Below are 26,862 nucleotides of genomic sequence, written 5' to 3'. Positions count from 1 at the left end.
GCGGTGACGCTTCGCCAGTCGGCCGACTCGACACGCTGCGAGTATGCATCCCCCGCAGCCGCACCCGTGGCGCCGACGTTGCGATGTGCTCCGGCGTCAGCCCCGCGGTTGCCTCGGTTGTCCGCGGCTGTGGTCACGTTTCCTCCAATGTCGACTACCGAGCGCCTCCTGCGCCCTCACCAGGCAGTCGCGACACCGGACCGAAACGTGAGATGAGGTTTGCACCAGCACGGCTCTCGGTGCCGACGAGCAGCCAGCCTGGGCGACAGTGCCTTTCACGCTCCGATGGTGCCCACGGTAGGTTCGTAGGGCGTGAAGAACTGATTCGCCGGTACGCCCTCGAGCGTCATCACCAGAGCGGGTACAGCCATGCCGTCGATCTGCTCTCGGATGATGTCGGCGTGCCCGGCGTGACGCGCGTACTCCTCGATGAGGTGAATGAGGAAGTAGCGCAACCGGATTGGTTGCGGCTCCAATTGGCCGTACCAGGGTGCCGGCGGCGCAATCGCGTCGGCTCCCGGGTCGCTCGCCAGAATCAGTCCACGCAGTTGCACGCGTGTGCTGTCGAAGTCGCTGAGCAGATCGTCGACCGACTCGTCCTCGCCCACAACGAAACCGGCCAGATAGTCGGCGACGCCGTCCGCGTCGACCGTCGGCGTGACGTCCTCTCCGGAGAGCCGCTCGACTGCGCCACGCATGCCGTCGAGGGTGTGCTTGATCAAGCCGCCGATGGAAAGTTCGCTCCGACAGGGGGTTTCGCGCAGCTGTGCCTCCGTGAGGCCGAACGCCGCGGCGCGGATCGCGTCGAGCTGCTGATCAACATAGTTGGCGATACCGGTTACTTCATTGTCGCGCTGCGGTGAATACATCGAAAGGCTCCGATCAGAGGTGGTGTGAACTTCTGATCAGAGCCTCTCAGCGATTGCGGTCGGTTTCGGTCCGCAATGAAGTAATGACTCTCAATTCCGAAGTGGTGTCAATGCCCGTCATCCGCGAAGCGGTGTCAATGCTTCAGACAGCTTTACGATCTCGTCGAGCTGAGCCTTGACCACGGCGCTTTGCTGCTCGTTCGGCTCGAAGATGCCGTCGTCGGTCAGTTGCTTCTGCGGGAAGTTGATCTCGACGTTGCCCTTGGTCATGACGAGTCCGAGTGCTGACACGACGACCCGCAGTGCGACCTGTGCGCGTGTTCCCGCCGAGTTGCCGCCCCAGTTGACGAAGCCGACGGGTTTGCGCTCCCACTCGCTGTGCAGGTAGTCGAGTGCGTTCTTGATGGCGGGGGAGTAGCTGTAGTTGTACTCAGGAAGGACAAAGATGAACCCGTCCGCTGCCTCGACGCGTGCGCTCCACGCCTTGGTGTGGTCTTTCACGTAATTCTTGAGTCGCGGATGGTTAGGCTCGTCCATGAACGGAAGATTGAGCTCTGCGAGGTCGACGAAGTCGACGTCGTAACGGCCGTCGGCATCGGCTGCTGCCTTGACCCATTCGGCGATGGGGCCGCCGATCCGGCCTTCGCGGACACTTCCGAGAATGATCATCAGCCTGGTCATAGAAGTCTCTTCTCTGTTCGGATTCTCGAGCGGGGTCTGCGCCAACGATGGTAGTCAGCGCGCACACGTGGCAGTCAGCGGCGAGCCTGTCTCACGAAGCCGTACAGAGCGGCGCGGTACCCGCGTTCGTAGCTTTGGGTGATCTCGGGAATGTCGCCCGAAGCGAGCGCCGACGACGCGTGGTGACGCGCCCAGGTATCCGGCATGGTCGCGAGATACGTTGTCGCGTCGTCGAATCCGCGTTGGAACGCATCTGCGTCGAGCGTGTCGTCGACGAGCGACGGCTGACGCGTCGTCGGGGGCGTCGACACCGGGAACGCGACAATTCGGCCGCTGGTCATCTGGTGGCTCTCTTTTCTGCGAGGGTGCGGTACAGGGTGGCGCGACTGACGCCGAGCACGGCGGCAATCGTCGGGACGGAATCGCCGTTCTCGCGAAGGCGTCGCGCGAGCTCGACCTGCTCGTCGGTCAGCGCTCGTGGACGTCCAAGGTGTCCGGCTCGATGACGGTCGCCTGGGCTGCGCGCTCGACGCCCGACGGCACTCATCTCGTCGTTGGCGACGGCGAGCGAAGCGAGGACACCGACGAGTGTGGAGCCGCCGTCGTCGTGCGTGCTCAGGCCCTCGCGCAGGGCCTGTATCCCCACGTCGAGTTCGGTGAGCCTGCGGACGGTCGCCAGGACTTCGTCGGCGGAGCGCCCCAACCGGTCCATGCTGACGACGATGAGAAGGTCGCCCGGGCGGGCGTAGTCGAGGAGAGCATCGAAGCCGGGCCGTTGTGCCGCAACGGCTCCCGCGAGGGTGTCGTCCGTGTAGATCCGACGCTGGGCGACGCCGTGGGAGACAAGGGTATCGACCTGCTCGTCGAGTGCCGGCGCCACCGCACTCGCACGCGCGTATCCGAGCAGCATGTGCTGCGCGGACGGAGGGGGCTGTGCCATGTCCAACAACGTATCGCAGAACTACCGACAAAATGAGATTTGGCGACGGCGTTTCGAGACACAGTTGCCGATCGACGACTTTTGCTCCAAAGAAACAAGACTGAGACGATATGTCGGATCGTCGAACTCCCGAACTGGCGGAGTTATGAGACGGTGGCACAAGTTATGAGACGATGATCCGAGATATCTTCGCGATCGCATCCGGCTGGGCGTCGTCACGGCGTACTGTCCGCGAGCATGACGCGAACACATGTCGAGACCCCCGTCGTCACGACAACCGCCGGGCGTATTTCGGGTCGCAGATCCGATGGCGTGTCGGCCTTTCTCGGCCTTCCCTACGCTGCTCCTCCTGTCGGGCCTGCGGCGTTCGACTCACCCCGGCCGGTCGACTCCTGGGACGGTGTGCGCACGGCCGTCGAGTTCGGGCCGACGGCACCGCAGGTCCCGTACCCGGCGCCGATCGCCGCACTGCTCGACAACGTGATCGAACTCGGCGACGACTACCTCACTGTCAACGTGTGGACCCCGGATCAGAGTGCGGGCGGATTACCTGTGATGGTGTGGATTCACGGCGGTGCGTTCACCCGTGGTTCCAACCGGTTGGCCATCTACGCCGGGGATACGTTCGCCCGCGACGGTGTGGTCTGCGTCGGCCTCAATTATCGGCTCGGCACAGCGGGTTTCGCGTCGGTGAGCGGCGGCGTCGAGAACAGGGGATTGCGCGATCAGATCGCGGCCCTCGAGTGGGTGCACGCGAATATTGCGAGCTTCGGGGGCGACCCCGGCAACGTGACGATCTTCGGCGAATCGGCCGGAGCCATGAGCGTCGCGTCGCTACTGGCGTCGCCGCTTGCGCGCGGTCTGTTCCGGCGAGCGATCATGCAGAGCGGCAACGGTACAGCGGCCGCTGAGATCGACGATGCCCGTCTGGTCACCGGGCGGCTGTCGGAGATCCTCGGTGTCGACGCCGACGCACAGTCGTTTGCCGAGGTCGATCCCGTCGCGTTGCTCGCGGCCCAGTCGCAACTGGCACTCGAATGCATGGTGAACCCCGACCCCGCCCTGTGGGGTGAGTCGACGGTTGCCAAGGGGATGGGCATCATGAGCCAGTTCCCCGTCGTCGTCGGTGACGTCCTCACCTCCGTGCCGCAGGAGGCGATCGCGTCGGGCGCCGGGGCCGATGTTCCGCTGCTGGCAGGCTGGAACGCCGACGAGTTCCGATTCTTCCTCGCGGCGTCGGGCGGAGCCGATGCGATCACAGAGCAGGCTGCCGCAGCGGTACTCGGTCGGCAGCCGAATGGCATCGACCACCTCCGCGCCGGACTCGACGCCGGTGCCAGCCCAGGAGACGTGCTCGCGCAGGCACTCACCGTACGCGCATTCTCCGGCCCGACGACTACGCTCGCCGCGTCGCGTCCATCGGGCTCGACGCACCTCTACGAGTTCGGGTACCGGAGTCCGATCGCCGACATCAGGGCAGGTCACGCCGTCGAAATCCCGTTCGTCTTCGATCACCTCGACCAGGCGCATTCCCTCGTCGGCCCCGAGCCGGACCAGCGGGTCGCCGACGAGATGCATCGAGCGTGGGTCGACTTCGCGACGACGGGCGATCCGGGCTGGTCGTCGACCGGTACGGAATCAGACAATCGACGCCTTCGGCGATTCGGTTTCTGACCTGCGATAAGTCTTGGCTACGGTGTGTTCATGTCTGCGAGCACCACCGTCGATCAGCGACCGTCGCCGCTGGTACTCGGTTGGAAGCCGGTGCTCGCGGTCGGAGTACTCGCCGTCGTCGCGCTGATCTGGCATATCTTCGTGATCCCGATCGGCGCGCAGTTCAACGGGCTGTTCGACAACGCCACCGATCTGTACGTCTACCGAGCGGGTGGACGTGTCGTGCTCGATGGCCGACCACTCTACGAATTTCCGGTGTGGGGTCGTCTGAGCTTCACCTATCCGCCATTTTCTGCTGTGGTGTTCACCCTCTTCGCGCTGATGAGTGCGCTGGTGGCGAAGATCGTGTGGTGGGTGGCGATCTTCCTCGCGCTCGTGGCGACGGTATACCTCGGCATGCGCACGCTCGGCTACAAGGCAGACAGCAAACTCGCGATCTTCGGTGTGTGCGGAGCCATCTGTGTCACGGTGCTCGAACCAGTACGGACGACGATCTGGCTCGGCCAGATCAACGTCTTCTTGATGTTCATCATCCTGCTCGACCTCGTCTTTCTCGATCTGCTCCATCCGCGATCGAGGCTGCGTGGTCTCGGCGTCGGCATCGCGGCGGGGCTGAAGCTGACCCCCGCGTTCTTCGTCGTGTACCTGCTCGTGCTGCGTCGCTGGCGGGCCGCGGCGATGGCAGTCGTGGGGTTCGCCATCACCGTCGTGATCGGATACCTGGTCATCAGGGCCGACGCCCATCAGTACTGGACGACATACGTGACCGGCGAGTCACGTATCGGACGCGTGGATTCACCGGCGAACCAGTCGGTGAATGGGTTCATCGCGCAGATGCTCGCGTATTTCGATGTTCGACGGTTCTCCGAGCCCGCACCGGTCGGGCCGCTGTTCTCGCCGCCCGACTGGATGTGGATGCCCGTGGCGCTCGTCGCGGCGATTCTCGGGCTCTGGGCAGCGGTCGTGTCCTACCGGCGCGGACGCCGCCTGCTGTCGGTGACCACCGCGGGAATGACCGCGGCGACGGTGTCACCGTTCTCGTGGGGTCATCACTGGGTGTGGGTGGTACCGCTGCTGGTCGTCGCCTTCGACTTCGCGTACCGGGGCAGCATCCGCGGACGTAGGTACTGGTGGCGGTGGTTGGCCCCGCTGACGGTCGGCGCGCTGTCGTTTTCGTACTGGTGGAACTACTGGGGCAGCGGAAGCCACTACGGAGCCGATCACATCATCGCGGTCGGGCTGTTCATGATGCCGCGATATCCCGATCCGGGAGTGGTCGATCGCATCACGGTCATCCTCTACTCCGGGTGTTATCCACTGATCCTGTTGCTCACGATCATCGTCACGCTGGCAGCCGAGTTTCGGCAGCGTCGCGCCGAGGCGCGTGGGAAGGTGACGCAGCCGGATACGTACCCTGGACACATCGAGTCGTCCGGTGCCGTCAGCCCCACGGCATCGGAGACAGCAAACGCGGAGAGTGGAGTACTGCGTGCCGACGTGGCAACGAATACGCATCTGGAGTCGTCAACGCAGATACGTCATCCGGCGTGACGCGCGTCTGAACCTCACCTATCGGATCATTGTCGGCGTCGTCGGTGCGCTGGTGCTCGCGGGCGGTATCGTCGCCATTCCGTATCCCGGCCCCGGCTGGTTGATCGTGTTCTTGGGACTCGGCATCCTCGCGTCGGAATTCTCGTGGGCTCAACGGCTACTGCGCTTCGCGCGAAGCAAATACGACGCCTGGCTCGATTGGATGAAGAAACGTCACTGGTCTGTGCAGGGGGCTTTCGGCATCGTCACCTGCGTCGTCGTACTCGCCTCCCTGTGGGTCTTGGGTGTGCTGGGAACTGCCGCGAACTGGGTGAACCTCGACGCTTCGTGGCTCACGAGCCCGATCCTGTAGGACATCCCGGCCGCGGTGGTGGCCGACGGGGCGCCCGCAGATACGATCGACGTGCACGAACACCGATACTCACAGGCGGGCACGACGCCCGCCTCGCATCAAGGAGCAGCGAAGTGCCCGACAACGCAATGGTGACCAGCCCAGCCACGATCCGTGTGCCGGCCGGGACCACCGCGGGCACGGCGCTGCGCGAGCACGAACTGCCCAACAAGGGACCCGAGGCCGTCGTCGTCGTTCGTGATGCCGCAGGCCAACTGCGCGATCTCTCCTGGGCTCCCGATCTCGACACCGACGTCGAACCGGTTGCCGCCAACACCGAGGCGGGCCGGAGCGTGATCAGGCATTCGACGGCGCATGTGCTCGCACAGGCCGTGCAGGATCTCTTTCCCGAGGCAAAGCTCGGGATCGGGCCGCCGATCAAGGACGGCTTCTACTACGACTTCGACGTCGCAGAGCCCTTCACCCCCGAAGATCTCACCGCGCTCGAGAAGAAGATGAAGCAGATCATCAAGTCGGGTCAGAAGTTTTCGCGACGGGTCTACGCGTCGAAGGACGAGGCCCGGGTGCAGCTCGCCAAGGAGCCGTACAAGCTCGAGTTGATCGACGACAAGGGCGCGGCCGACGACAGCGAGGTCATGGAGGTCGGCGGGGCTGAACTCACCGCGTACGACAACCTGAATCCCCGCACCGGCGAGGTGATCTGGTGCGATCTGTGCCGTGGTCCGCACGTCCCGACCACCAAGTACATCTCCGCGTTCAAGCTCACCAGAAGTTCGGCTGCCTACTGGCGCGGCGATCAGGACAACGCCGACCTTCAGCGCATCTACGGCACCGCATGGGAGTCGTCGGAAGCTCAGGACACCTACCTCGAGATGCTCGCGGAGGCCGAGAAGCGCGACCATCGACGACTGGGTGCAGAGCTCGACCTGTTCAGCTTCCCCGACGAGATCGGTTCGGGCCTACCGGTGTTCCATCCGAAGGGCGGCATCATCCGCACCGAGATGGAGGACTACTCGCGCAAGCGTCACATCGCTGCCGGATATCAGTTCGTCAACACGCCGCACATCACCAAGAGCAACCTGTTCGAGGTGTCGGGACACCTCGATTGGTACGCCGACGGCATGTACCCGCCTATGCAGCTCGACGCCGAGTTCAACGACGACGGCTCGGTGCGCAAGCCGGCTCAGGACTACTACCTGAAGCCGATGAACTGTCCGATGCACAACCTGATCTTCGACGCGCGTGGACGCTCGTATCGAGAACTTCCGTTGCGCCTCTTCGAGTTCGGCACCGTCTACCGCTACGAGAAGTCGGGCGTGATCCACGGGCTGACCCGCGCACGGGGGTTCACTCAGGACGACGCACACATCTACTGCACCCGCGAGCAGATGCGTGACGAACTGCGCTCGCTGCTGACCTTCGTCCTCGATCTGCTCCGCGATTACGGTCTCGATGATTTCTATCTGGAGTTGTCGACGCGGGATCCCAAGAAGTCCGTCGGCGACGACGAGACCTGGGAGATCGCGACCAACACGCTCGCCGAGGTTGCGGGCGAGTCCGGACTCGACCTAGTACCCGATCCCGGTGGCGCCGCGTTCTACGGACCCAAGATCTCCGTCCAGGTCAAGGACGCGCTGGGCCGCACCTGGCAGATGTCGACCATTCAGCTCGACTTCAACCTGCCGGAACGCTTCAACCTCGAGTACACCGGCTCCGACGGCGCCAAGCATCGCCCCGTCATGATCCACCGCGCTCTGTTCGGTTCGATCGAGCGGTTCTTCGGCGTGCTCACCGAGCACTACGCGGGCGCCTTCCCGGCATGGCTGTCGCCGGTGCAGGTCGTCGGCATCCCTGTTGCCGAGGCGTTCGTCGACCACCTTCAGGGCGTCGTGGATCAGTTGAGGGCCAAGGCAATTCGCGCCGAGGTCGACTACTCCGACGACCGCATGCAGAAGAAGATCCGCACGCATACCACCGGCAAGGTGCCGTTCATGCTTCTCGCAGGCGAGCGTGACGTCGAGGCGGGTGCGGTGAGCTTCCGATTCCGAGACGGCACTCAGGTCAACGGCGTTCCCGTCGCCGACGCGGTCAGAATCATCGACGAGTGGATTTCCGCCCGTCGCAACGAGTCTCCGACCAAGGAGCTGATCGAAGGTGCAGGAGATGCCTGACGCCGACGACGAGTCGAGCGGTGGGGCCCCGACCGGTGGTGCTCACGCCGGTGAGATCCGCGATTGCGGTACCGGCGATCCCGATCGGCTACAGCGGCTGTGGAGTCCGCACCGGATGACCTACATCACGGCCGACCCGCCGGTCGTGAAGAAGGCAGCCGACGGTTCGGACCTCACCGGGCACCCCTTCCTCGATATCCCGACGATGACCGACGAAGACGGGTTGATCGTGGCGCGTGGAGAGCACGTCTACGCGGTGCTCAACCTGTACCCGTACAACCCCGGCCACACGATGATCGTGCCGTATCGGCAGGTCGCAGACCTCGAGGCGCTCACCGCCGGCGAGGCCGACGAGTTGATGGGGTTCACGCAGCGCATGATCCGCACGATCAAGGCGGTGTCGAATCCGAACGCGTTCAACGTGGGTCTGAATCTCGGTTACGCGGCAGGCGGCTCGTTGTCGGAGCACATCCACCAGCACATCGTTCCGCGGTGGGTGGGCGACGCGAACTTCATCACGGTTGTCGGCGAGACAAAAGTCATGCCACAGTTGCTGCGCGATACCCGTGCGCTGCTGTCGGACGCGTGGAAGCAGCTCGACGCCCCATGAGCGCGCGACCGCACCGCATGAGCAGCGCAGGTACAGAACTGAACGGTCGGGAAGGAGCGGTGCGGTGCTGAGCATTCGAGGCCGGGCGTCGGTGTCGAAGGTGACGTTGCCGCTCGGACGTGCGTTGCTGCGCACCGGGCTGACTCCTGACGCCATGACCGTGATCGGCACCGTGGCGACTGTCGCGGCGGCGGTGACGCTGTTCCCGATGGGCCACCTCTTCTGGGGCACGATGGTCATCTGGCTGTTCGTGATGTTCGACATGCTCGACGGCGCGATGGCGCGAGCACGCGGTGGCGGAACCCGATTCGGTGCGGTGCTCGACGCCACCTGCGACCGCATCGCCGACGGCGCGATCTTCGCGGGTCTCGCGTGGTGGTGCGCGTGGACGGTGCCGCACCAGTGGTTGTTCGTGGCCACGATGATCTGCCTGGTGACCTCCCAGGTCATCTCCTATGCCAAGGCACGCGCCGAGGCGTCGGGTCTGTATGGCGACGGCGGTCTCATCGAGCGCCCGGACCGGCTGATCATCGTTCTGGTGGGAGCGGGCTTCACCGGTCTCGGACTATGGTGGGCGATTCACGTCGCCATGTGGCTTCTCGCGATCGGGAGCGTGATCACCGTCGGACAGCGCATGTGGTCGATTTCCCGCTCACCGGGTGCCCGAGACCTGATCCCGCTTGCACCGAGCACCACTGACGCCGATACCGACACCGGGACCGACGCTGTCACCGGCACCGATGCCGACAACGAGACCCAGGCCGGGCCCGACGCAGGCACCGGAAGCCGGTGAGCCGCCTCGGCGGGTACGTCTCCGACCTGGGCTACCGGGCCGGATGGGCCGGTGTGCGTCTGCTTCCGGACAGTTGGGGCAGAACCGTTTTCGAGGGCGCGGGCGCGATGGTCGGTCGCCGCAACGGCGGCCCGCAGCAGTTGCGACGCAATCTTGCCCGCGTGATCGGAGCCACACGGCCGCAGGACGTGCCGGACGAACTCGTCGCCGACGCGATGCGCTCGTATGCCAGGTACTGGTACGAAGCCTTTCGACTGCCCGCCATGGGACTGGCGAACGCCGCGGCGTCGGTGCACATCGCCGACGACGATGTCGCCCGATTCGAGGCCGAGATCGCGAAGGGCAAGGGGCTCATCTTCGCGTTGCCGCACAGTGGCAACTGGGACATGGCCGGGGTGTGGCTGATCAATCGCGGTCATCGATTCTCGACAGTGGCCGAACGACTCGAACCGGAGTCGCTGTTCGATCAATTCGTCGCGTATCGCGAGAGTCTCGGGTTCGAGATCTTTCCGCTCACCGGTGGGGAACAGCCTCCGTTCGCGCGTCTCGCCGACAGACTTCGCGAAGGGTCGGTGGTATGTCTGCTCGCAGAACGCGACCTGACCCGCCACGGCGTTCCGGTGCAGTTCTTCGGTGAGCCGACCCGCATGCCCGCCGGCCCTGCGCGCCTCGCGATCGAGACGGGCGCAGCGCTCATGCCCGTACACCACTTCTTCCTTCCGGACGGGAGGTCGCAAATCCTGGTCGGAGAGTCGGTCGACGTGTCGGGCGGCGTCGAGCAGGCCACCCAGGCGGTGGCCGACGCCTTCGCCACGAACATCGCGGCACATCCCGCGGATTGGCACATGTTGCAGCCGCTCTGGGAGTCCGACTGGTCGGCGGAACGTCGTGCGCGAATCGAGAGCACCGGATGAGGATCGGAATGGTCTGTCCGTACTCGTTCGACGTTCCGGGCGGCGTGCAGGCACATGTGGTCGAGCTCGCCGAGGTGTTCATCGATCGTGGCCACACCGTGAGCGTCCTCGCGCCGGCCGCCGACGAGACGGTGCTGCCGGACTACGTGGTGTCGGCGGGTCCCGCGGTGGCCCTGCCCTACAACGGGTCGGTGTCTCGCGTCTGCTTCAGCCCACACGGCTACCTCACGCTTCGCCGCTGGATCGCCGACAACGAGTTCGACGTCTTGCACGTCCACGAACCCAATTCGCCGAGTCTGTCGATGCTGGCGTTGATGGTCGCGTTGGGGCCGATAGTCACGACGTTTCACACCTCGACGTCGAAGTCGTTGTGGTTGAAGACATTTCAGGGCATCTTGCGCCCGTACCACGAGCGGATCGCCGGGAAGATCGCCGTGTCGGAGCTCGCGCGTCGCTGGCAGATGGAGTCGCTGGGTTCCGACGCGGTCGAGATCCCGAACGGAATCAACTGTGCGGGTTTCGCCGACTCACCGCCACTGCCCGGCTACCCGCACCCTGGCCGATCAGTGCTGTTCCTCGGTCGCTTCGACGAGCCACGCAAGGGCATCGACATCCTGATGCGTGCATTGCCGACGATCGTCGAGAGTTTTCCCGACGTCCGAATCCTGGTGGTCGGCGGAGGCAACGAGCGTGCGTTGAGGCGTCGAGCAGGAGATCTCGCCGACCACCTCGTACTGCTCGGCCAGGCCGACGACGAGACCAAGGCCCGGGCGTTGGCGTCGGCCGACGTGTACGTGGCACCCAATCTCGGTGGCGAGAGTTTTGGCATCGTTCTGGTGGAGGCCATGGCGGCGGGCGCAGCGGTGGTCGCGAGCAAACTCGACGCCTTCCGACGCGTTCTCGACGACGGCCGTGCGGGAAAGCTCGTTGCCGTCGGTTCTGCCGATGAGCTCGCCGACGCCGTGACAGCACTCCTCTCCGACGACGACGCCCGCGCCGACCTCGTCGAGGCCGGTCGGGCGAGAGCCGCCAAGTACGACTGGTCGCGTGTGGCCGACCAGATCCTGCGCGTGTACGAGACGGTCACCGTCGACGCCGGACCCGTCGTGGTGTCGGACTGAGTGGGCTCGGACATGAATGGTGCAGGGCCACACGTGGCATCGAACCTTGCCGACGCCGTGCGGTTTTCCGGGATCACGGTCTCGGGCACCGTGGCGACGATCGTGTTCCTCGTGGTGGTGCTGGTTGTCGTGGCGGCGGCGTGGGCCTACAAGACCGCCAACCGCCTCGACCGGCTGAACGTCCGCGTCGATCTGGCACGTCGGTCTCTGGAATCGGCGCTCGAGCGGCGAAGCGTCGTCGCGCGGGCAATCGCGGCGTGGATGGAGACATCGACCGACGACCGTGACAGAGCGGCCGCGGCCACACTCACCGCGGTCGCCGACCGCGCCGAGAGCGCGGCGTCCGATCAACGCGAGGACGCTGAGAACGACGTCTCCGCAGCACTTGCCCGTACCGATAACGGCGCTCGTCCTGCCTCGCTGTCGATCGAACTCGCCGATGCCGAGACTCGCGTGATGATGGCACGACGCTTCTACAACGACGCCGTTCGCGACACGCGGGCGCTGGCAACCAGGAGGCCGGTCCGCTGGCTCAAGCTCGGAGGCACCGCTGCACCGCCTGCGTACTTCGAGATCTCCGAGCGGGTGGCACCGGACGAATCGTCCTGAGCGGCGGCGAACCTGCGGCCGGGACACAATTCGGGGTCGCCTATCCTGTAAGGCCAGGAGCCCAGTGGATCGCCGATGGGCCGTGAACGCGAAATCAGGAGAACATCAGTGAGTCGATTAGAATCAGTGGAGCAGCCCGCGACCGACGCAACCTCGTCGGTCAACGGACACGCCGCTGCGGACTCGCAGGCAGGACACGGCACCGCCCGCGTCAAGCGCGGAATGGCCGAGATGCTCAAGGGCGGCGTGATCATGGACGTCGTCACACCCGAGCAGGCGAAGATCGCCGAGGGCGCGGGCGCTGTCGCGGTGATGGCGCTCGAGCGGGTACCCGCCGACATCCGTGCGCAGGGTGGCGTGTCGCGCATGAGCGACCCCGACATGATCGACGGGATCATCAACACGGTCAGCATCCCGGTGATGGCCAAGGCACGTATCGGACACTTCGTCGAGGCGCAGATCCTGCAGAGTCTCGGCGTCGACTACATCGACGAGTCGGAGGTGCTGACGCCCGCCGACTACGCCAATCACATCGACAAGTTCGCGTTCACCGTGCCGTTCGTGTGTGGTGCCACCAACCTCGGCGAGGCGCTTCGACGCATCACCGAAGGTGCTGCGATGATCCGCTCCAAGGGTGAGGCCGGCACCGGCGACGTCTCGAACGCGACGACCCACATGCGCAAGATCCGCGATGAGATCCGACGCCTCACCTCGCTGCCGAAGGACGAATTGTACGTCGCGGCAAAGGAATTGCAGGCTCCGTACGATCTCGTCGTCGAGGTCGCCAACGCGGGCAAACTGCCGGTGACCCTGTTCACCGCCGGCGGCATCGCCACTCCTGCCGACGCCGCGATGATGATGCAGCTCGGCGCCGAGGGCGTGTTCGTCGGTTCCGGCATCTTCAAGTCGGGTAACCCCGCGCAGCGGGCGGCGGCGATCGTGCAGGCGACGACGTTCTACGACGACCCGGATGTGCTCGCGAAGGTCTCGCGCGGACTCGGTGAGGCGATGGTCGGCATCAACGTCGACGACATCCCGGCACCGCATCGTCTTGCCGAGCGCGGCTGGTAGGCGCATCGACGACATGGACACGTTCGCGCCGACGGTGGGTACGTCACCCGCGGGTGGCGAACCCGCCGGTAGGATCTGCTGACCATGGACTCGGTGAGCATCGTCCGTGATTCGTCGCTGACCGGTAGCGACATCGTCGGAGATCTGCGACTCGACTGGTCGGTGTACAGCGACGTCGGACGTGTCCGCGACGCCAACGAAGACGCCGCTCTCGTGTTGCCCGGACGCTATCTGCTCGCAGATGGCATGGGCGGTCACGAGAGTGGCGAGCTGGCCAGTGAGGCGGCGCTCCTGACGCTGGCCGAGGTCGAGCCTGGTGCCGAACTCGCCGATACCCGAGACGTACTCGACCGACTGCTCGTCGACGCGCAGCAGCGCATCGGTGGTATCGATGGTTTCTCCGATCGACGAGCGGGGACCACTGTGACCGGCGCGGTGCTCGTCACCGACGAAGACGTCCTCCACTGGCTGATCCTCAACATCGGCGATTCGCGGACGTACCGGTTCCAGAACGGCACGCTGCAGTTGCTCACTCGTGACCATTCGCAGGTTCAGGAGTTCGTCGACGCCGGTGTGATCACCGCCGAGCAGGCCCGAATCGATCCGCGCCGCAACGTCATCACCAGGGCGCTCGGTGCGGGTATGTCCGAGCCGGACGCCGACTACTTTTCCACCCCGGCACTACCCGGCGATGTCCTGCTCATCTGCTCCGACGGATTGACCGGCGAGCTGCCCGACGCCGAGATCGCCGAGATTCTCGCGGGTTCCGATTCCGCAGAGGATGCCGCGGCAAGCCTTGTCGACGCCGCGCTGTTCGTCGGCGCGCACGACAACGTGACCGTCGTGGTGGTGTCGGTGCGCAGCGACGAGGAGTCGGGCGAGGTCGACGGGGAGTCGGGCGAGCTCGACGGGGAGAGCGTCGAGACGTCGGAGGACACGCCCACATGACAGCGTCGAGGTGCGCTCGCCGATGACGTCCGGGCAGGTTCCGCAGACGCAGTCCGAGCGTGCGTTCGTCGACTATTGCGGCGAGCGGTTCGGGATTCTCGCGGGTCGTCGGTTCTGGATCGGGCGTGAGGCGGATCTGTCCGTCGACGACAATCCCTATCTGCACCGTCGATTCTTGTTGCTGCACAACGTCAATGGCTTGTGGTGGTTGAGTAATCAGGGCGCGCATCTCTCGGCCAGCGTGTCTGCGGGCGACGTCGGATTCTCGGCGGTGCTCGGACCGGGCGCCCGGATGCCGCTGGTCTTCGGCCACACCACGATCGTGTTCACGGCAGGGCCGACCACCTACGAGGTGGACGTCCACACGGTGAGCCCGCACGTCGACGCGGTGACCGCGCCCGAGGTGGTCGGCGGGATGATCACGCAGGGCGTCCCGATGCTGACCGAGAGTCAGAAGCTGCTGATCGTCGTCTTGGCGGAGGAGATCCTGCGTCGTGACGGCACGGGGGCCAGTGCGATCCCCTCGTCGGCGCAGGCCGCGGGGAGACTGGGCTGGTCGCTGACGAAATTCAACCGCAAGCTCGACAACGTGTGCGACAAGCTCGACCAGCTCGGAGTCAGCGGAATGCGAGCAGGCGGCGGAAAGCTCGCGAGCAATCGCCGGGCGAAGCTCGTCGAGTACGCGGTGGCCTCGCGCATCGTCACGCGCGGCGATTTACCCCTCATCGACGAAGAGGCCGCGCGCAACGCCGCCGATTGAGTTCAATTCATTAGCTCTGAACTGCGACGATGCACCATGGGGAGTTCTCCCCATGCCCAGGGGAGTTCTCCCCATCGACGGGCGACCTGAGCACTCATAACGTCATCTGCACGCGGTGCGAAGTACCGCGAATGACCGAGCCGAGACGGCGTAGACCGATACGGCACAAGCGATGACCGAGGAGATGCTGACATGACCGCACCTACCGCACCCCGCATTCCCGCTGTGCAACTCGACGCCTACGCTGCACGACGTCGTGCCGAGTCGGTGGCACGTCGTCAGGAGGCGTTGGCCCGCCTCGCCGCGCGTCGGATGCCGTTGCCCGGGCCTCCAGCGGCCGTCGCTGTCGGCGAAGGACCTCGGCAGGGCGCGACTGTGGCCGGTGGCCGGGGCGAACGACACATGCACCTGTTGCCGCAGCTCGATGCGAACGTGGGGGAGGCGGCGACGACCGCCGAGCACCCGCGCAGCCGACAAGCACTGCCGAAGCCGCAGCTGACGCCGCGGGAGATCGAGGTGCTGCGGACGTGGCTGATGGTCGACACGAAGCCCGCAACCGCTGCGGCGCTGTACATTTCGCTCGGCACTGTGAACACACACCTCACACGTATTCGGGCCAAGTACGCCGAGATCGGCCGTCCTGCCCCGACCAAGGCGGGCCTCGTCGCGCGCGCGGTCCAGGACGGGATCGTCGAGCTCGACGAGCTCTGACCGGGCTGTGTGTCTGCCGCGGTGTCATCATGCGGGATACTGTCCAGGTGGCAGACATCGAAGAGATCCTCCAGGTCGAGCGGATCGAGAAGGACATCTACCGCGGCGGTGCGTTCGAGAGCTTTCTGCAGCGCACGTTCGGCGGCCAGGTCGCGGGTCAGGCGCTCGTCTCGGCCACCCGCACGGTTGACGACAGCTACACGGTGCATTCACTGCACGGATACTTCCTCCGGCCCGGCAATCCCGATATTCCGGCAGTCTTCCTCGTCGACCGCATCCGCGACGGACGGTCGTTCTGCACCCGCAGAGTCACCGGAATCCAGAACGGCGAGGCGATCTTCACGATGTCGGCGTCGTTCCATGTGCACGGCGACGAGGGAATCGAGCACCAGGACCGTATGCCGCCTGCGCCCGACCCCGAGTCGTTGCCCGACAGGGCCGAAACCCTGTCCGACGACGATTCGTCGGTGCTCAAGGAATGGCAGAACTTCGACCTTCGTGTGGTGCCGCGCGAGGACATGGTGACGAATCCGTATTTCGCTGCGCAGCAACGAGTCTGGTTCCGGTACCGACACCGACTGCCCGACGATCAGACCATCCACGTGTGCACGCTGGCCTACATGAGTGACATGACGTTGCTCGGATCGTCGAAGGTGCCGCACCCCGGTATCGAACCGCAGGCGGCCTCGCTCGACCACGCCATGTGGTTCATGCGACCGTTCCGTGCCGACGAATGGCTGCTCTACGACCAGAGCTCGCCGTCGGCCGGGGGTGGCCGCGCGCTGACCCAGGGCCGCATCTTCGATCGCGACGGTCGGCTCGTCGCTGCGGTCACACAAGAGGGTCTGAGCCGCACCGGCCGCCAGATGCCCGCCGACCAGCACGCACGGCACGACAGGTGACCGCGGACACCGGATCGCCACGTGTCGGAGTCCTCGCACTGCAGGGTGATGTGCGCGAACATCTCGCCGCCGTCGCCGCTGCGGGAGCGACGCCGATCAGTGTGCGTCGTCGCGAAGAACTCGACGCCGTCGACGGATTGATCATCCCGGGCGGGGAGTCGACGACGATGAGCAGACTCCTGGGCGTGTTCGACCTCTACGAACCGCTGCGCGCGCGCCTCCGCGACGGCATGCCTGCCTACGGTTCGTGTGCGGGAATGATCATGCTCGCCTCGGAGATCCTCGACACACGGCCCGATGCCCGGCATCTCGACGCGCTCGACATCACGGTGCGACGCAACGCGTTCGGACGGCAGGTGGAATCGTTCGAGACCGATCTGGAGGTCAACGGCATCACCGACGGTCACCCGATGCGTGCGGTCTTCATCCGCGCGCCCTGGGTCGAGCGGGCAGGCGAGCGCGTGGAGGTTCTGGCCCGAGTGACCGAGGGTCCCGCGGAGGGTCGGATCGTCGCGGTACGTCAGGGTGACGTCCTCGCGACGTCGTTTCATCCGGAGGTGACAGGCGATCGACGAGTGCACGAATACTTCGTCGGGATGGTCGCCGCTAAGATCGAATGACGAACGACACCGTGCGTGGCAACGACGCCGCGGGCACGCGAAAGGATCGGAACAGCGTATGAGCGGCCATTCCAAATGGGCGACCACCAAGCACAAGAAGGCGGTCATCGACGCCAAGCGCGGCAAGATGTTCGCCAAGTTGATCAAGAACATCGAGGTCGCGGCACGTACCGGGGGTAGTGACCCCGCCGGTAATCCGACGCTGTACGACGCGATCCAGAAGGCGAAGAAGAGCTCGGTACCCAACGACAACATCGAGCGCGCACGCAAGCGCGGCGGTGGCGAAGAAGCCGGTGGCGCCGACTGGCAGACCATCACGTATGAGGGTTACGGACCGAACGGCGTCGCGATCCTCATCGAGTGCCTGACCGACAACCGCAATCGCGCTGCCGGCGAGGTCCGCACCGCGATGACGCGTAACGGCGGCAACATGGCCGACCCGGGTTCGGTGGCCTACCTCTTCACCCGCCGAGGTGTGGTGACGCTGGAGAAGAACGGACAGTCCGAGGACGACATCCTGATGGCGGTCCTCGATGCCGGCGCTGAGGAAGTCAACGATCTCGGCGACTCGTTCGAGGTGGTCAGCGAGCCGACCGACCTCGTCGCTGTGCGCACCGCACTGGTCGACGCCGGTATCGACTACGACTCCGCCGAGGCCGACTTTCGTGCCTCCGTCGAGGTGCCGGTCGACGCCGAGGGCGCCCGAAAGGTCTTCAAGCTGATCGACGCGCTCGAAGACTGTGACGACGTCCAGGACGTGTACAGCAACGTCGACGTCAGCGACGAGGTCCTCGCGGAACTCGACGCCTGAGTTTCAGTTCGTTCGGGCGAGCGCCGGTCGGTCCGGGTGGTCGTAGCGCACCTCGAGGTCGGCGGTCGGAGCGTGCGCATCGTCGTCGAGCAGGGGTCGGATGGTCCACTGCTCGGCGTCGGGCGTCCGGCGTCGCAGAGCGCCCTCCGACATGGCCAGGTGGATCACTAGGTCGAGGTCGAGTCCGTGTGTGCGCAGCATCGGGCCTGCGACGACGATGATCTGGGAGTCGGTGGCGTACTGGTGTTCGTCGCGAAATGATCTGTCGCGCACCGGGTCCCATAACCGTGGCAGCCATCGTCGATGCGTCTGGACGGCGTCGATCACCTCCCGGCCGATCGCGGCGAAGTCGAACCAGTTCTCCCGGTATGACTCGGGATCGGATCTGCCGTACTCCAGCCGCAGCGATGCCGGGCGCAGATAGTCCGACGTGTGGACAACGGCCGCCGCTCGGCCGCGCGCTCGCAGACCGTCGACGATCTCGGAGGCGAGTATCTCTGGCGTGGCGGCGGGCGCGCCGTCGACTCCGACGACGGCGATGCCGGGAAGGTCGGCGCAGCGGTCGATGCACAGCTGCGCCAGGCCCTGCGGAGTAAACGGTTCGAATCGCGTCATCGAGTCCACTCTTACGCCGTGTCGATCACCCGCATTGTCGGGCCCCCTCGGTAATATCTCGAACAACTGTTCGCTGCAATCCGAGGAGTACGTGTGCGAGTGATGGGCGTCGACCCGGGGCTGACGCGATGCGGTATCGCCCTCGTCGAGTCGGGTGCTGGTCGCCAGGTGACTGCGCTCGACGTCGACGTTGTCCGCACACCGACCGACATGGACCTCGAACGACGACTGCTCGCGGTGTACACCGCGGCCTCTCATTGGCTCGACACGCACCACCCCGACGTCGTCGCGATCGAGCGGGTGTTCGCCCAGAACCAGGTCTCCACGGCGATGGGCACCGCGCAGGCAGGTGGCGTCATCGCGCTCGCCGCAGGTCAGCGCGAGATACCCGTACGCTTCCACACCCCATCTGAGGTCAAAGCCGCGGTGACCGGCAGCGGACGTGCCGACAAAGCGCAGGTCACCGCAATGGTCACCCGCATTCTCGGCATGCAGACCAAGCCGCGCCCCGCCGACGCCGCCGACGCGTTGGCTCTCGCGATCTGCCACTGTTGGCGAGGCCCGATGGCCGAGCGGATGCTGGCTGCGCAGCGGCAGGCCGAGGCCGCGGCCGTCCGACATCGTGAGAAGATCGCCGCCGCGCGCGAGCGCGCCGCCGACACCGCGCGCGAGCGCGCCGCCAGCGCAGCACAGGGGAGGAGCGGATCATGATCGCATCTGTTCGTGGGCCGGTTGTCGACGTCGCGCTCGACCATGTGGTGATTGATTGCGCCGGTGTCGGATACCGCGTTCTCGCCACGCCGTCGACGTTGTCGCGGATGCATCGGGGTGAGGAGTCGACGCTGCTCACCTCGATGATCGTGCGCGAGGACTCGATGACCCTGTACGGGTTCACCGAGCCCGACGCCAGAGCGTTGTTCGCGCTGCTGCAGACCGTGACCGGTGTGGGGCCGCGGCTCGCGATGGCCACGCTGGCCGTCCTCGAACCCGAGGCGCTGCGCAGGGCGCTGGCCGACTCCGACGTCAAAGCGCTCACCTCCGTCCCCGGGATCGGCAAGCGAGTCGCCGAGCGGCTCGTCGTCGAGCTTCGTGACAAGGTCGATCGTCCGCCGGCAGACGGACCGGCAGGCGTGAGCGTCACGGGGGGTGGAGTGCGGGATCAGGTCATCGAGGCGCTCGTCGGACTCGGCTTCACCGCGGCGCCCGCGGAGAAGGCCGTCGTCGCGATTCTCGCGGAGACACCCGATGCCGATGCGTCCGCCGCTTTGCGGAAATCCCTTGCGGTGCTGGGTAAGTCGTGATGAGTTCCGACGAGCCGATCGAGCGCGAGGTCAACGCGACGCCCGTGCGGTCCGACGGCGACCTCGACGCGGGCCTGCGTCCGCGTTCACTGGCCGACTTCATCGGGCAACCGCGGGTGTGTGAACAGCTCGAACTCGTTCTGCACGGAGCGCGTGGTCGGGGAGGAACACCCGACCACATCCTGTTGTCGGGACCTCCCGGGCTGGGTAAGACGTCGTTGGCGATGATCATCGCGGCCGAGATGGGTGCCGCGATCAGGGTCACGTCTGGTCCGGCGCTCGAGAGGGCAGGCGATCTCGCGGCGATGCTGTCGAATCTGGTCGAGGGAGATGTGCTCTTCATCGACGAGATTCACCGAATCGCCCGCCCCGCCGAGGAGATGCTGTATCTCGCTATGGAGGACTTCCGAGTCGACGTCGTGGTGGGCAAGGGGCCGGGCGCGACGTCGATTCCACTCGACGTCGCACCGTTCACGCTCGTCGGCGCGACCACGCGGTCGGGGTCGCTGACCGGCCCGCTGCGCGACAGGTTCGGGTTCACCGCCCACATGGAGTTCTACGAGACCGACGAGTTGGTGCGAGTCCTCCGCCGTTCTGCGGGCATTCTCGGCATCGATCTCGGCGGCGACGCGGCGTCGGAGATCGCGAGTCGGTCACGCGGGACACCGCGTATCGCGAATCGGCTGCTGCGGCGTGTACGCGACTATGCGGAGGTGCGCGGTGACGGAACCGTCACTGTCGACACCGCACGGGCTGCGCTGTCCGTCTACGACGTCGACGAACTCGGCTTCGACCGGCTCGACCGTGCCGTGCTCAATGCGCTGATCAGGGCTTTCGGCGGTGGACCGGTGGGTGTGTCGACTCTGGCCGTTGCCGTCGGCGAAGAGCCCGCAACCGTCGAAGAGGTCTGCGAACCCTTTCTCGTGCGTGCGGGGATGATCGCGCGGACTCCACGCGGTCGAGTGGCGACGGCCGCGGCGTGGCATCACCTCGGATTGACACCGCCTGCGGGTGCGCTGAACGCGACATTCGGTGTTCGTCCGCGCGACGTCGACGGTGAATCGCTGTTCGACGACCTCTGAGCACCCAGGTAGTGAGCCAAATGTCCGAATTCGCGGCATGGCACACTAGAGGGAGTGCACAGCTACGGCGTGCAACCTCAACATTCAACGAAGGACTGATCGCTCTCTCATGGAATCTCTGCTCTTTCCGCTTCTGCTCGTGCTCCTCGCCGGCTTCATGTTCTTCTCCATGCGCAAGCAAAAGAAGCGCGCTGCCGAGCAGCAGGACATGCAGAATTCGATTCAGACCGGCACGCGCATCCAGCTCACCTCGGGCCTGTTCGGCACCATCATCGACGCCTCGTCGGCGGACTACATCGACGTCGAGATCGCGACCGGAGTGGTCACGCGCTGGAATCGCCTGGCAATCATGAAGGTCGTACCCACCGAGGATGCCGCGGCGACCTACGCCGGTTACGTCCCGCCGAGCGCACCCCTGACCGCAGATGGTGACGAGTTCTCGACCATCGACGGCACCGTGAGCTACGACTCCATCTCGGGTGGCGACGACGACCGCGACGCCGACGACACAGAGATCAACCTGCGTAAGGATCAGGGCGGAAACAGCTCCGATTCGGACAAGTAACGCGTCTGGTCTGTGCAGCACTGCTGGCGCGTCACACTGCCCGGTGGGGTCGTGTGAACGCGTCAGCGCTGATCAGTAGAGTGGCGTGCGGCCGTGTGGCCTATCAGTACAGTGGCCTGCGGCCATCTGACGCGCGCTGAAGGAGATCGAGTACAACGTGACCACCCCTCGCCGGGCGACAGAGACGTCGACCAACAAACGGGCGTCGACGAACACACGAGGATCGTCGACCAAGACACGAGGGTCGTCGACCACAAAGCCAGCGAAGAAGCGGCGGTCGCCAGCGCGCGAGATCCCGCCATGGCGCCCGCTGACACTGTTCTTCGTGCTGCTTGCGGCGATCTACGCGCTCATCTTCTTTACCGGTGGCGGATCACCGGAGCCGAAGCTCGGCATCGACCTGCAGGGTGGCACCCGAGTTACGTTGACGGCGCGTACGGAGTCGGGCAATCCGCCGACGCGTGAACAACTCGATCAGGCCAAGCAGATCATCGAGCAGCGCGTCAATGGCCTCGGCGTCTCCGGGTCCGAGGTCGTCGTCAACGGCAGCAACCTGATCATCACGGTCCCCGGTCAAGACGGCGCCCAGGCCAAAACGCTCGGCCAGACCGCCCGCCTGTTCGTACGTCCCGTCGTCGAGGTGCAGGCCGCCACGCCGCAGCCGAAGAAGGACGACGCGGCGAAGCCGACCGACGAGCAGCCCGCCGACCAGGCGGCCAAGGCAATCGAGGAGCAGCGCAAGCTGCGACAGGTTCCCGCGGGCGCCAACACCGACGGGCTCAAGGCCTACATGTCCAAGATGGACTGCTCGACCGGCGCGAACGATCCACTTCTCGGTAACGACATCTCCAATCAGTACCTCGTGGCGTGTTCGGAGGACGGCAAGCAGGTCTACCTGCTCGCGCCCCAGATCATCGACGGTCGCGACATCAGTTCTGCGAGCTCGGGATCCGATCAACAGACCGGTGCGTGGACGGTCTACCTCGACTTCAAGCCGAACGCGGCGCAGACCTGGAGCGAGTTCACCGCCAAGAACATCGGCAACACCACCGCGTTCGTCCTCGACAGCCGTGTCGTGTCGGCCGCAACGATCAATTCGCAGATCTCCGGCGGCAAGACACAGATCACCGGATCGTTCAACGAGACAGAGGCCAGCGACCTCGCCAATGTGCTGAAGTACGGCTCGCTGCCGCTCTCGTTCAAGACGTCCGATGCCGAGACGGTCTCGGCAACGCTGGGTCTGCAGTCGTTGCGTGCGGGTCTGATCGCCGGCCTGATCGGTCTGATCGCGGTCTTCATCTACGCCCTCGCCTACTACCGTGCACTCGGCTTCCTGACGATCCTCTCGCTGATCCTCGCCGGTGCCGCGGTCTACGGCATCATCGTGTTGCTCGGCCGATGGATCGGATTCACGCTCGACCTCGCGGGTATCGCGGGTCTGATCATCGGTATCGGTATGACGGCCGACTCGTTCGTCGTCTACTTCGAACGCATCAAGGACGAGATGCGCGAGGGACGAAGTTTCCGGTCGGCGGTGCCGCGTGGCTGGGCCAGCGCCCGCCGGACCATCTGGTCGGGCAACGCTGTCAGCTTCATCGCCGCAGCCGTGATCTACATCCTCGCGATCGGTGAGGTCCGTGGGTTCGCGTTCACGTTGGGTCTCACAACCATCCTCGACGTCGTCGTGGTCTTCCTCGTCACCCATCCGCTTGTTGTGCTGGCCAGTAGAAGCGACTTCCTCTCGCGGCCGAAGATCAACGGCCTCGGCGCGGTGAGTGAGGTGGCGCGACAGCGTCGCCAGCGCACCAGCAGGACAGACCGGGCGGCCGCAGAGCGCACCGACAACGAGCAGACCGTCGCAGAAGGAACGTCGAAATGACAACCACCAACGACACACGCGACGGCTCGGCGCCGACTCCGTCTGCCGGAAGCGACGCCGACTTCGTCGCCGACACCAACAGGTCGTTCCTGTCTCGGCTCTACACCGGCACCGGTGCATTCGAGATCGTCGGACGCAGGCGCATGTGGTACCTGGTGAGCCTGGCGATCGTCGTCATCTGCATCGCTTCCATCGCCATCCGAGGGTTCTCCTTCGGTATCGAGTTCGAAGGCGGAACACAGATCTCCATCCCCGTCACACAGGGTGTGACGAGTCAATCCGTCGAAGACGTCACGACCAAGGCGCTGGGCAGCGCGCCGGAAGCGGTCCAGACCGCGGGTTCCGGTGCTGCGCAGACCGTGCAGGTGCGTACCGAGACGCTGACGGTGCAGCAGGCGTCGACACTCACCCAGGCGCTGACCGACCGCTTCGGGCCAGAACTCACCAACCGCGACGTGAGCATCTCCGAGGTGAGTTCGACCTGGGGCAAAGAGATCACCGAGAAGATGCTCATCGCCCTTGCGGTGTTCCTCGTGATCGTCTTCGTCTACATCGCCATCCGCTTCGACAGGGAGATGTCGGTGGCGGCACTCGCCTCGCTGTTGTTCGACATCGTCGTGACAGCGGGAATCTATTCGCTCGTCGGTTTCGAGGTCACTCCGGCAACGGTGATCGGTCTGCTCACCATCCTGGGCTTCTCGATCTACGACACCGTCGTCGTGTTCGACAAGGTCGGTGAGAACACCCGGTCGGTCTTGCAGACGACGCGTCGGACGTACGCCGAGCAGGCCAACCTCGCGATCAACCAGACCCTGATGCGGTCGATCAACACGACGGTCATCTCCGTGCTGCCGATCATCGCGCTGATGGTGATCGCCGTGTGGTTGCTCGGTGTCGGCACGCTCAAGGACCTCGCACTGATCCAGTTGGTCGGCGTTGTCGTCGGTACCTACTCGTCGATCTTCCTCGCGGCCCCGCTGCTCGTCACGCTCAAGGAACGTCGTTCCGACATCAAGAAGCACACCGCGCGTGTGCTGGCGCGTCGCAGCGCGATCGAGGCCGGTGAAGACGTCAGCGCGGCAGACCGGCCGGTTCGTGGTCGCTCGAGTGCGGCGTCGAGCGCACGGAGTGCTCGCGCTGCAAAGGATGCGGGGGAGGAGCCGCAGGCTCCCACCGGCAAGCGTCGGCGTTCCCGATAGGCGCGCCGTGACGTCAGTGCGCAGCACGAAAGTGCTCGCGATGGTGTTGGCGGGCCTCGTCATGGTCGGGGTGGTCGCCGCGTGCGGCGACGACCCACCACCGACGCTCGACTACCTCACCGACGCGCGCCTGAGCACGGCCAACGCGAACACCGCCGCAGGCAACGCCGACGGCGCGTTGATGCTGACCGGCCGAGTGTTCCCCGGGTTCAGTTATCTCGGGGCGTCGGGTCAGGTGACGCCCGACCGTGACATCGGCACGGTGAGCGTGCAGGCGGGTCCGGTACAGACGCTGACCTACCAGTTCACGCCCGACGCCGCGTTCTCCGACGGCACGCCGCTCGACTGCGACGATCTGGTCCTCGCGTGGACGGCGATGAGCGGACGGTTTCCGGAGTTCGGGGCCGCGACCACCGCGGGGTACCGAGACATCGACGCCGTCGACTGCACAGCGGGCTCCAAGTCGGCGACAGTGACCTTCAAGCGCGGTCGTGACTACCGTGACTGGCTCTCGCTGTTCGGGGCGGGCTCCCTCATGCCCGCGCAGGTGGTCGGCCGCGTCGCGGGCGTCGCCGACGTACTGACGTCGATCAGGTCGTCCGACCGGGCCGCGATCCGCAAGATCGCGAAGGCCTGGACATCGGCGTTCGAGCTGCGAGCGGGCGGCGGTGCCGACAACGTACCGTCGTCGGGTCCCTACGAGATCTCCGAGGTGACCGACGCAGGCGTGCTGCTCGTCCCCAACCCGAAGTGGTGGGGAGACGCACCGAAGGTGTCGAGGATCCTCGTGCATGGCAGGTCCGACTCGGCACGCCTCATCACTGGCAACTCGTACAGCGTCGCCGACGTGACTGCAGGACTGACAGACGGCGATGCCAAACGCAGCGACCAGAACTCCGCGGGGCAGGTGCAAGCCCCCGACGCGCCCGGCCGGGCGCTGGGCGTCGAAGAAGTGGTGCTCTCGCGTCGTGGGGTCTTCGCCGACGTCGCCGTTCGACGGGCGTTCGCCAGTTGTGTACCCCGGGATGCGCTGACGCGCACGTTCGGCCAGGGTGCGCAGTTGTGGAATCTCCGGACGCTTGCGCCCGCGGACCGCCTCGCGGCAGCGATCAACGGCGAGTTCGGTCAGGGATACCTGCGTGCGAACATCGCCAAGTCGCGAGAACTCCTTGCTGGAGCGGGTGAGGAGTCGGGCATCCGGGTCCGCATCGGCTACCTCGCGCCAGGTGACCGACAACGGCAGATGGTCGCAGCGATCGCCGACTCCTGTCGCGCGGCCGGCATCTCGGTCACCGACGTGTCGTCGCCACAGTTCGGTATCAGCGACCTCGGAAAGACCGCCGACGCGGTGTTGGTAGTGAACGGAACGTCGTTCGCCGCGGCAGGCGCCGCCGATCCGAGCCGAGACGCGTATCAGCTGTTCGACGGAGATCCGTTGGACATCAACGACTTTGACGACCAAGCAGTCTCCGACGCTATCGCCGCGCGCAGCGTCGGCGCGCTCGGTAGCGAACACTTGAGTCTCGTCCGGGCGATCGAGGGCGCGGCGTGGTCGGATGTCCCGTCGATTCCGTTGTTCGCTGCTCCGCGGGTTCGACGATGGAATGATCGAGTCGACAACGTGGTTGCCGGACTCGGCCGCAATGGAACGGGATGGAACATGGATCGGTGGGTGAGCGGTGAGTGAGCGCGTGAGCAGTGGGCGCGCGACCGGCGGTTCCGACGAGATCACGCGCGAGGCGGTCCTCCGGGCACGGGCGGCGATCGCCGAGCATCAACGCACGGTTCCCGACTTTCCGAAGCCGGGCATCCTCTTTCGTGATCTGACCCCGGTCCTCGCCGACACGGAGGGATTCTCGTCGATCGTGACGGCGCTGACGCACGGGTGTTCCGGCGTCGACCTCGTTGCGGGAATCGACGCCCGTGGCTTCCTGGTCGGCGGTGCCGTCGCACAAGAGCTGGAGGTCGGCATCCTGGCGGTCCGTAAGGGCGGAAAACTGCCCCCGCCGGTCTACGGCGTCGACTACGACCTCGAGTACGGCACAGCTCGGCTGGAGATCCCGGCGAGCGGCATCGACATCACCGGCCGGCGCGTGCTGATCGTCGACGACGT

29 protein-coding genes are annotated in these 26,862 nt (G+C 65.6%); 24 read left to right on the top strand and 5 right to left on the bottom strand.

Annotated elements, in window-relative coordinates; translation table 11 throughout:
* Positions 1–275: 275 nt before the first annotated feature.
* From B3T59_RS06095 to B3T59_RS06080, 4 genes are all read right to left on the bottom strand, one after another.
* Complete coding sequence (locus B3T59_RS06095; RefSeq protein WP_251721205.1) at positions 276–869, bottom strand: DinB family protein; 594 nt, start codon at positions 867–869, stop codon at positions 276–278.
* Between the two features lie 117 nt (positions 870–986).
* Positions 987–1,550, bottom strand: a complete 564-nt coding sequence (locus tag B3T59_RS06090; RefSeq protein ID WP_251721207.1) for an NADPH-dependent FMN reductase — start codon at positions 1,548–1,550, stop codon at positions 987–989.
* 74 nt (positions 1,551–1,624) lie between these two features.
* Positions 1,625–1,891, bottom strand: a complete 267-nt coding sequence (locus B3T59_RS06085) for a hypothetical protein (RefSeq protein WP_251721209.1) — start codon at positions 1,889–1,891, stop codon at positions 1,625–1,627.
* Positions 1,888–2,490, bottom strand: a complete 603-nt coding sequence (locus tag B3T59_RS06080) for a recombinase family protein (RefSeq protein ID WP_251721211.1) — start codon at positions 2,488–2,490, stop codon at positions 1,888–1,890. The genes B3T59_RS06085 and B3T59_RS06080 overlap by 4 nt, the downstream gene beginning before the upstream one ends.
* A gap of 237 nt (positions 2,491–2,727) precedes the next feature.
* Between B3T59_RS06080 and B3T59_RS06075 the strand changes: the two genes are divergently transcribed.
* The 16 genes from B3T59_RS06075 to B3T59_RS06000 all read left to right on the top strand — a co-directional run bounded on the left by B3T59_RS06075 (position 2,728) and on the right by B3T59_RS06000 (position 18,108).
* Positions 2,728–4,164 (top strand): carboxylesterase/lipase family protein, encoded by a 1,437-nt coding sequence (locus B3T59_RS06075; RefSeq protein WP_251721213.1) that lies wholly within the window; start codon positions 2,728–2,730, stop codon positions 4,162–4,164.
* A gap of 30 nt (positions 4,165–4,194) precedes the next feature.
* A complete protein-coding gene (locus B3T59_RS06070; RefSeq protein ID WP_287001744.1) occupies positions 4,195–5,715 on the top strand; it encodes a glycosyltransferase 87 family protein in 1,521 nt (506 codons plus the stop codon).
* Positions 5,654–6,067, top strand: a complete 414-nt coding sequence (locus B3T59_RS06065; RefSeq protein WP_287001743.1) for a TIGR02611 family protein — start codon at positions 5,654–5,656, stop codon at positions 6,065–6,067. The genes B3T59_RS06070 and B3T59_RS06065 overlap by 62 nt, the downstream gene beginning before the upstream one ends.
* 113 nt (positions 6,068–6,180) lie before the next feature.
* Positions 6,181–8,238 (top strand): threonine--tRNA ligase, encoded by a 2,058-nt coding sequence (gene thrS / locus B3T59_RS06060; RefSeq protein ID WP_287001742.1) that lies wholly within the window; start codon positions 6,181–6,183, stop codon positions 8,236–8,238.
* Positions 8,231–8,848, top strand: a complete 618-nt coding sequence (locus B3T59_RS06055) for an HIT family protein (protein WP_287001741.1) — start codon at positions 8,231–8,233, stop codon at positions 8,846–8,848. The genes thrS and B3T59_RS06055 overlap by 8 nt, the downstream gene beginning before the upstream one ends.
* A 64-nt stretch (positions 8,849–8,912) precedes the next feature.
* Positions 8,913–9,641 carry a phosphatidylinositol phosphate synthase gene (gene pgsA / locus B3T59_RS06050; RefSeq protein WP_287001740.1) on the top strand — a complete coding sequence of 243 codons (729 nt, stop codon included), beginning with the start codon at positions 8,913–8,915 and terminating at the stop codon, positions 9,639–9,641.
* Positions 9,638–10,555 (top strand): phosphatidylinositol mannoside acyltransferase, encoded by a 918-nt coding sequence (locus B3T59_RS06045; protein WP_287001739.1) that lies wholly within the window; start codon positions 9,638–9,640, stop codon positions 10,553–10,555. The genes pgsA and B3T59_RS06045 overlap by 4 nt, the downstream gene beginning before the upstream one ends.
* Positions 10,552–11,676 carry a glycosyltransferase family 4 protein gene (locus tag B3T59_RS06040; RefSeq protein WP_287001738.1) on the top strand — a complete coding sequence of 375 codons (1,125 nt, stop codon included), beginning with the start codon at positions 10,552–10,554 and terminating at the stop codon, positions 11,674–11,676. The genes B3T59_RS06045 and B3T59_RS06040 overlap by 4 nt, the downstream gene beginning before the upstream one ends.
* Before the next feature lie 90 nt (positions 11,677–11,766).
* On the top strand, positions 11,767–12,285 hold the full coding sequence (locus B3T59_RS06035; protein WP_287001766.1) for an NUDIX hydrolase: 519 nt from the start codon (positions 11,767–11,769) through the stop codon (positions 12,283–12,285).
* Positions 12,286–12,393: 108 nt separating this feature from the next.
* Positions 12,394–13,356, top strand: a complete 963-nt coding sequence (gene pdxS, locus B3T59_RS06030; RefSeq protein ID WP_287001737.1) for a pyridoxal 5'-phosphate synthase lyase subunit PdxS — start codon at positions 12,394–12,396, stop codon at positions 13,354–13,356.
* Positions 13,357–13,440: 84 nt separating this feature from the next.
* The gene (locus B3T59_RS06025) at positions 13,441–14,304 is read left to right on the top strand and encodes a PP2C family protein-serine/threonine phosphatase (protein ID WP_287001736.1); all 864 of its coding nucleotides are present in this window, start codon (positions 13,441–13,443) and stop codon (positions 14,302–14,304) included.
* Positions 14,305–14,326: 22 nt separating this feature from the next.
* Positions 14,327–15,064 (top strand): hypothetical protein, encoded by a 738-nt coding sequence (locus B3T59_RS06020; protein ID WP_251721225.1) that lies wholly within the window; start codon positions 14,327–14,329, stop codon positions 15,062–15,064.
* 192 nt (positions 15,065–15,256) lie between these two features.
* Complete coding sequence (locus B3T59_RS06015; RefSeq protein ID WP_287001735.1) at positions 15,257–15,775, top strand: helix-turn-helix transcriptional regulator; 519 nt, start codon at positions 15,257–15,259, stop codon at positions 15,773–15,775.
* Positions 15,776–15,822: 47 nt separating this feature from the next.
* On the top strand, positions 15,823–16,677 hold the full coding sequence (locus tag B3T59_RS06010; protein ID WP_039855647.1) for an acyl-CoA thioesterase: 855 nt from the start codon (positions 15,823–15,825) through the stop codon (positions 16,675–16,677).
* Positions 16,674–17,297: a pyridoxal 5'-phosphate synthase glutaminase subunit PdxT gene (gene pdxT / locus B3T59_RS06005; RefSeq protein WP_287001734.1), complete on the top strand. Its 624-nt coding sequence runs from the start codon at positions 16,674–16,676 to the stop codon at positions 17,295–17,297. The genes B3T59_RS06010 and pdxT overlap by 4 nt, the downstream gene beginning before the upstream one ends.
* Before the next feature lie 58 nt (positions 17,298–17,355).
* Positions 17,356–18,108 carry a YebC/PmpR family DNA-binding transcriptional regulator gene (locus B3T59_RS06000; RefSeq protein ID WP_005206023.1) on the top strand — a complete coding sequence of 251 codons (753 nt, stop codon included), beginning with the start codon at positions 17,356–17,358 and terminating at the stop codon, positions 18,106–18,108.
* Positions 18,109–18,111: 3 nt separating this feature from the next.
* Here the strand turns inward: B3T59_RS06000 and B3T59_RS05995 are convergent, their stop codons facing one another.
* Positions 18,112–18,723, bottom strand: coding sequence for a hypothetical protein (locus tag B3T59_RS05995; protein ID WP_064864614.1), 612 nt, complete (start codon positions 18,721–18,723; stop codon positions 18,112–18,114).
* Positions 18,724–18,816: 93 nt separating this feature from the next.
* Here B3T59_RS05995 and ruvC point away from each other — a divergent pair, with 93 nt between their 5' ends.
* The 8 genes from ruvC to B3T59_RS05955 form a co-directional block, all read left to right on the top strand.
* Positions 18,817–19,434 (top strand): crossover junction endodeoxyribonuclease RuvC, encoded by a 618-nt coding sequence (gene ruvC / locus B3T59_RS05990; protein ID WP_287001733.1) that lies wholly within the window; start codon positions 18,817–18,819, stop codon positions 19,432–19,434.
* Complete coding sequence (ruvA, locus tag B3T59_RS05985) at positions 19,431–20,024, top strand: Holliday junction branch migration protein RuvA (protein ID WP_287001732.1); 594 nt, start codon at positions 19,431–19,433, stop codon at positions 20,022–20,024. Before ruvC ends, ruvA begins: the two co-directional genes overlap by 4 nt.
* Positions 20,024–21,106 carry a Holliday junction branch migration DNA helicase RuvB gene (gene ruvB / locus B3T59_RS05980; RefSeq protein WP_287001731.1) on the top strand — a complete coding sequence of 361 codons (1,083 nt, stop codon included), beginning with the start codon at positions 20,024–20,026 and terminating at the stop codon, positions 21,104–21,106. Before ruvA ends, ruvB begins: the two co-directional genes overlap by 1 nt.
* Positions 21,107–21,215: 109 nt before the next feature.
* Complete coding sequence (yajC, locus tag B3T59_RS05975) at positions 21,216–21,671, top strand: preprotein translocase subunit YajC (protein ID WP_064866324.1); 456 nt, start codon at positions 21,216–21,218, stop codon at positions 21,669–21,671.
* Positions 21,672–21,828: 157 nt separating this feature from the next.
* Positions 21,829–23,550, top strand: coding sequence for a protein translocase subunit SecD (gene secD / locus B3T59_RS05970; protein WP_287001730.1), 1,722 nt, complete (start codon positions 21,829–21,831; stop codon positions 23,548–23,550).
* On the top strand, positions 23,547–24,749 hold the full coding sequence (secF, locus tag B3T59_RS05965) for a protein translocase subunit SecF (RefSeq protein WP_287001729.1): 1,203 nt from the start codon (positions 23,547–23,549) through the stop codon (positions 24,747–24,749). Before secD ends, secF begins: the two co-directional genes overlap by 4 nt.
* A 7-nt stretch (positions 24,750–24,756) precedes the next feature.
* Entirely contained in the window at positions 24,757–26,436 is a 1,680-nt protein-coding gene (locus B3T59_RS05960) for an ABC transporter substrate-binding protein (protein ID WP_287001728.1), read from the top strand.
* Positions 26,429–26,862 (top strand): adenine phosphoribosyltransferase (locus B3T59_RS05955; protein WP_287001727.1); only part of this gene is annotated, 434 nt, incomplete at its 3' end. The genes B3T59_RS05960 and B3T59_RS05955, both read left to right, overlap by 8 nt.

It is taken from the genome of Gordonia sp. UBA7860 (assembly GCF_002500165.1).
GTDB lineage: Bacteria > Actinomycetota > Actinomycetes > Mycobacteriales > Mycobacteriaceae > Gordonia > Gordonia sputi.
Note: the sequence above shows the minus strand (reverse complement) of the source record. Positions and strands in the feature narration are given on the sequence as shown.